At 31.3% G+C, this 5,160-nt stretch carries 7 protein-coding genes; all 7 read left to right on the forward strand.

The genetic code is table 11. From position 1 onward, the window contains the following. Positions 1 to 293: 293 nt before the first annotated feature. The 7 genes from ACE01N_RS19965 to ACE01N_RS19995 all read left to right on the forward strand — a co-directional run bounded on the left by ACE01N_RS19965 (position 294) and on the right by ACE01N_RS19995 (position 5,005). Complete coding sequence (locus tag ACE01N_RS19965) at positions 294 to 932, forward strand: hypothetical protein (RefSeq protein WP_380592756.1); 639 nt, start codon at positions 294 to 296, stop codon at positions 930 to 932. A gap of 219 nt (positions 933 to 1,151) precedes the next feature. Continuing rightward, entirely contained in the window at positions 1,152 to 1,406 is a 255-nt protein-coding gene (locus ACE01N_RS19970) for a type II toxin-antitoxin system Phd/YefM family antitoxin (RefSeq protein WP_375730306.1), read from the forward strand. After that, complete coding sequence (locus ACE01N_RS19975; protein ID WP_375730307.1) at positions 1,403 to 1,660, forward strand: Txe/YoeB family addiction module toxin; 258 nt, start codon at positions 1,403 to 1,405, stop codon at positions 1,658 to 1,660. Before ACE01N_RS19970 ends, ACE01N_RS19975 begins: the two co-directional genes overlap by 4 nt. Positions 1,661 to 1,835: 175 nt before the next feature. Then, positions 1,836 to 2,384, forward strand: a complete 549-nt coding sequence (locus ACE01N_RS19980; RefSeq protein WP_380592758.1) for a hypothetical protein — start codon at positions 1,836 to 1,838, stop codon at positions 2,382 to 2,384. A 143-nt stretch (positions 2,385 to 2,527) separates the two neighbouring features. Continuing rightward, positions 2,528 to 3,142 (forward strand): hypothetical protein, encoded by a 615-nt coding sequence (locus tag ACE01N_RS19985; RefSeq protein ID WP_380592760.1) that lies wholly within the window; start codon positions 2,528 to 2,530, stop codon positions 3,140 to 3,142. A gap of 350 nt (positions 3,143 to 3,492) precedes the next feature. Then, the gene (locus ACE01N_RS19990) at positions 3,493 to 4,176 is read left to right on the forward strand and encodes a hypothetical protein (protein WP_380592761.1); all 684 of its coding nucleotides are present in this window, start codon (positions 3,493 to 3,495) and stop codon (positions 4,174 to 4,176) included. Positions 4,177 to 4,393: 217 nt separating this feature from the next. Then, on the forward strand, positions 4,394 to 5,005 hold the full coding sequence (locus ACE01N_RS19995) for a tetratricopeptide repeat protein (RefSeq protein WP_380592762.1): 612 nt from the start codon (positions 4,394 to 4,396) through the stop codon (positions 5,003 to 5,005). Positions 5,006 to 5,160 lie beyond the last annotated feature (155 nt).

The raw sequence follows: 5,160 nt of genomic DNA on the forward strand, positions 1-5,160 counted from the left end.
AATTTTACACTTGATTTAATCCATAAACAGTATGAAATTGGCTATTGGAAAAGAGAAAGTATTAAAAAACTGTTCTCTGAGGTAAGAAAGAGACAAGGTAAGTTATCAAATACTGATCATATAAAGTAAAAACAACAAGGCCTAACACGCAGTCATAGTGCATGCGGTTCTTTTAACCTGCAAATTCGTATTCATTCTGGCGTCTTTTCGGCTTGACAGTCTCCACTTCGTGGGACAGTCAACCGCACGACACCATACTGCGGGAACGTTAGGCTGCATTTAAAAAAACAGACATGATTGAACTTAGAAATTCTGATTTAGAGTCTCTGATTAATCGGAGAAATCAAATAACCAATGGAGAAAAATATTTTCTTGACTTCTTGATTGCTTTGTTGAAAGTTGAAAGTCATTATATGATTTGGCCATATGGACTTAATGATAATGACAGTCAAGTGGGTGAAAGAGTATTTGCTTATGAATTCTATCACCAATGGAGAAAAGTTTCAGACCAATTTCATTATGAAAATTTAATTATTAATGGAGAGATTAGAAAGGATGGTTCTATTTATAGACATGATAATCTTGGACAGGTATATCCTGATTTAATATTGCATGAGCAGCAAAACAATATGAATCAACAAAGGATTGCCTGTGAGATAAAAACTTCTAAAGCTATAAACCATACTAATGGCCGAAAACATTTTAAAAGAGATTTATTAAAACTTTCACAGTTCCATCGTGAATTAAGATTCGAATATTGCATCTTTTTACAAATAATGGATTTGGATAATTGTTTAGCTTCATCCATAATTCCTTACCTATTAAGAATACAAGAACAACTTAGTGATTTAGATTCAATATATTTAATTATTAAAGATTATGATATAGTTAAATATGACACACTACAAAACATAATAATAAACGCAGCCTAACACGCGGTCATAGTGCATGGCAGTACTTTTAAACCAAATAATTCAACGTTCGCAGTCTGCCCTTTTCGTCCTGACAGTTCCTTTCACGGGTGAAAGAAACTGCCACGACACCATACCGCGGGAACGTTAGCCACAATTTGGAAAAGAAAGATTAAAATTATTGATAATTCAATATATTGTACATATATTCGTACTATATAACGTACTAAATTAAATATTATGTTAGCAACTTCAATTTCTGACTTTAGAAAAAATATAAAGAAATATCTTGACTCTGTCACTGAGAATTTTGAGACATTGATTATTAATAGGGGAAAAGACTCTGGTGTCGTAGTTATTTCACTTGATGAATACAATTCATTGACTGCAACTCAATATGAATTATCTTCAAAAAAGAATGAAGAAAGACTTGATTCTGCAATTGATAAATTGAAAAATGGATCTTCGTTTCAAAAAGATTTAATTGACCTATGAAATACATTTTTGTTGACGAGTCTTGGGAAGACTATTTATATTGGCAAAAAACTAATATAAAATACGTAAAAAAGATTAATGACCTTCTTAAAGATATATCTAGAAACCCTTTTACCGGAATAGGAAAACCTGAACCCCTAAAACATAAATACAAAGGGTTTTGGTCCAGAAGAATAGATAATGAACATAGACTAATTTATGCAGTTAGAGAGGATGAAATTCTTATTGCTAAGTGTAGATTTCATTATGATTAAGAATAAACTGTGGCTAACAGCGTGTCATACTGCATATGGCTATGTTTAAACAGATAATTCCAATATTTAAATAAAACTATTTTGGCTTGACAATCCATATCCATTAGGATTGTCGCCATACGACAGCATACACGCGGACCGTTAGGCGCAAGCATGATCTATAAAAATACATTTAATGGGGAACTCATATCAACCTGAATATAAAACCAACCCTAAAAGGCTTAAATTGAAAGGAATTGGTTATTTTGGTCATTATGCATTCGTAATATTAATTCTTTCACCATTTCTATTAACGATTATTGAATATATAAAATATCTAAACGGAACTTATAAAGGGTTAAGGCCGATGAATGAGCTATTTGAAGGTACAAGCATTTTTATATTTCTAGCACTAATATTATTACTAATTCAAATTAGAAGATTAAAATTTAAGACCTTAGAAACAAATATCTCGGAAGAAAGCATAATTAATCTTTGTACAAAATTTGCAAAAGTCAATAATTTAGAAGTGAAACATGTGACAAAAAATGAGTTTGTTGCTACATCAAATGGTTTTTTAAGTTTTGGGACCTGGGGAGAAATGATAACTGTTATCATCATTGATAATATAGTGTATATCAACAGTATTTGTGATCCTTACAAAAGGCCAAATATTGTATCATTGGGAAAAAATAAAGCATACAGAAATGCTTTAAAGAAAACAATAATAAATGCCAGTGCCTAACACGCGGTCATAGTGCATGCGGTTTTATTTTAACCTGTAAATCCACTTTCCGTATGCCGTCGTTTTCGGCTTGACAGTCTCCACTTCGTGGGACAGTCAACCGCACGACACCATACCGCGGGAACGTTAGGCGCAAATTAAAGATGAAAAAAATACTACTGATAGCATATTGTTTTCTTATAATTTCTTGTTCCAGTACAAGAAAAGATGACCTTAAATCCAATGTTACAATTCGTGAAGTTTTTAATGACCAAGAGATTAAAGATTTGACTGTAATCTTGAATTTTTTCGAAGAACAAATTGCATCTCAAATAAGGAACGAGGCCCCAGATAAATTAGACTATTTTGAAAATTACCTAGCCCAATTAACAAGCGCTGCGAAAAGTGGGGAATTAATTTTAAAGATTCCATATATCAAGCAAGAAGAAATGTACAATCAAATTTCGGACTCAACTTTTAAGCAAATATGGACTTTTGGAAAATATTGGAAATATCAAAGTACTGATACATTAAAATACTTAGTTTATAACCAGAATGGAAAGTATATAAGATTCCTTAGCAAATTAGGAGAAAATGATCCAATCGTTCAAAGCTATTATCAAACGTTCATAGATTTTGGCGATTTAGCTCCAACTATGATTGCAAATATATTGATGAGATACAAAGAGTTGAATTTATCTGACGTTAGGATTAGATTGATGATAGCAATACACTATCTTACAATAAATGACCAATTCGAAAGAAAAGAAAAATATTAAAATCTGCGCCTAACACGCAGTCATACTGCATGGCAGTACTTTTAAATAAAATATTTCAACATTCGCAGTCGGGCTATTTCGTCCTGACAGTTCCTTTCCCGTCGGAAAGAAACTGCCACGACAGCATACTGCGGGAACGTTGTGCCTTATTTACGAAGAAACCTTCAAAATGAAATTAATTATCTATAAAACAGAGCACTAACCGAGTCATACAAGTTATATGATCCTTGACGGAATTGAATGGAATTGGCTTTGGTCTTTTTGATAAAATTTCCAATTCAGAGGTTATTTAGATAATTAACGAGAAAATTGGAAGTATTTATCAATTCTAACTTTTTAAATCAGTGTCGATGTTTGATTTTATAAGGAACTTAATAAGTAACGCATGGTATTCTTTAGGTGCTGTACTTGCAGTATGGTTTATATTATACCTTATATTAATTAAACTATTTTCTCTTAAAAAGGCTACTTGGATTAGATTTGAGTATATCTGGATTAGTATAGGATTTTTAGCAGTAATGACAATAATTGAAGATAACAAAAAAGAATTTATTAGACAAGAATTAGAATATGTCAATAGTTGGATTGATAGAGACAGTGAATCTATACTTTTTCTAACTAGTGGGCAATATCATTGTATCCAATTCAATCATAATAAGATGATGCATACCAAAATTGAGTTTGATTCTATACAATCAAGACAAGACAGTATTTGCATATGGACGAAGAATGTTTACAAAATTATTGATTCAACTTATAAAGACGATACTATTAAAAAAGTGGAGCTACCTCCTTTGAATATAAATAATCCTGAGAATAATGACACATATAGAGAGGTAATGAAAACATTGAAGAGTTTGAATGAAAATATTGCTAAAAAAAATATAAATATTGAAAAACTAAAAACTACTTTTTGGAAGGATTTTAAATCAGGCTTCGGGGTTCTCCTTCTTTTTTTAGCTTTTGGACTACGATTAACAATTATTTCTTACAAGGTGATTGATGAAAAAACAAGGCACAACACGCAGTCATAGTGCATGGCAGTATTTTTAAATAAAATAATTCAACGTTCGCAGCTGGCTCTTTTCGTCCTGACAGTTCCTTTCACGAGTGAAAGAAACTGCCACGACACCATACCGCGGGAACGTTAGGGGCAATTTATAAAATCTAATAACCATTTGATTTATAATTATAGAGAATATTATAATCAGAAGATTTGAATAATATACGTACAATTTTAGCAATGACAACATGAAAAATAGTTTGATTAGTATTTTCATAATTTTTTTTACTGTAGCATGTAATAACGATTATAAGTACAATAAAAAAGCAAATCTTTTAATTACTAATAATATAGAAAAGATTACAAATGATAAAGCAAAGTTAGAATTCATTAAAGCTACAAAACAAATTGACCGAAGTAGATTCTTTAAAGCCAAAAAGCATTTAGAAAAAGCATATGAATATGAGAGTAATAATCTTATAATAATTAATGCTTTTGCTAATAATGAGACAAACTTAGGCAACTATGATTCAGCAATTAATCTTTACGAAAAAGCTATTAAAAATGACAGTACATTTTATGAAACGTACGCAAATTATGGAGTTCTTTTAAATAGTTTAGAAAAATATGAGAAAGCTAAAATTATAATGATTAAAGCCGTGACTCATCATAATTATGAAAATTTATTTGATTCTATAATCAGCTATAATTTAGCACTTTCATATATAGGTTTAAAAGATTATGGAAATGCTCTAAGTTTTGCTAAAAGATCTTTATCCTATTGTACAAATGCAACCATGAGACAAGAAATTGAAGATCTAATACGACATATCGAAAAGGTTAATGAAAAAGAAAATTAAACAGCCCCTAACACGCGGTGCATAGTGCATGCGGTTGTGTTTTAACCTGCAAATCCAAATTCCGTATGTCGTCGTTTTCGGCTTGACAGTCTCCACTTCGTGGGACAGTCAACCGCACGACACCATACAGCGGGAACGTTGTACCCCATTTAAGA

Origin of the sequence: Quyinboa ferrireducens (assembly GCF_042436675.1) — a bacterium.
In the GTDB taxonomy this organism is placed as follows: Bacteria; Bacteroidota; Bacteroidia; order Bacteroidales; family UBA5342; genus JBHJHP01.

Bases quoted from the DNA above. Each gene is read 5' to 3' on its own strand.
- ACE01N_RS19990 (WP_380592761.1), top strand. From the start codon at position 3,493: ATGTTTGATTTTATAAGGAACTTAATAAGTAACGCATGGTATTCTTTA.
- ACE01N_RS19965 (WP_380592756.1), top strand. From the start codon at position 294: ATGATTGAACTTAGAAATTCTGATTTAGAGTCTCTGATTAATCGGAGA.
- ACE01N_RS19985 (WP_380592760.1), top strand. From the start codon at position 2,528: ATGAAAAAAATACTACTGATAGCATATTGTTTTCTTATAATTTCTTGT.
- ACE01N_RS19975 (WP_375730307.1), top strand. From the start codon at position 1,403: ATGAAATACATTTTTGTTGACGAGTCTTGGGAAGACTATTTATATTGG.
- ACE01N_RS19970 (WP_375730306.1), top strand. From the start codon at position 1,152: ATGTTAGCAACTTCAATTTCTGACTTTAGAAAAAATATAAAGAAATAT.
- ACE01N_RS19980 (WP_380592758.1), top strand. From the start codon at position 1,836: ATGGGGAACTCATATCAACCTGAATATAAAACCAACCCTAAAAGGCTT.
- ACE01N_RS19995 (WP_380592762.1), top strand. From the start codon at position 4,394: ATGAAAAATAGTTTGATTAGTATTTTCATAATTTTTTTTACTGTAGCA.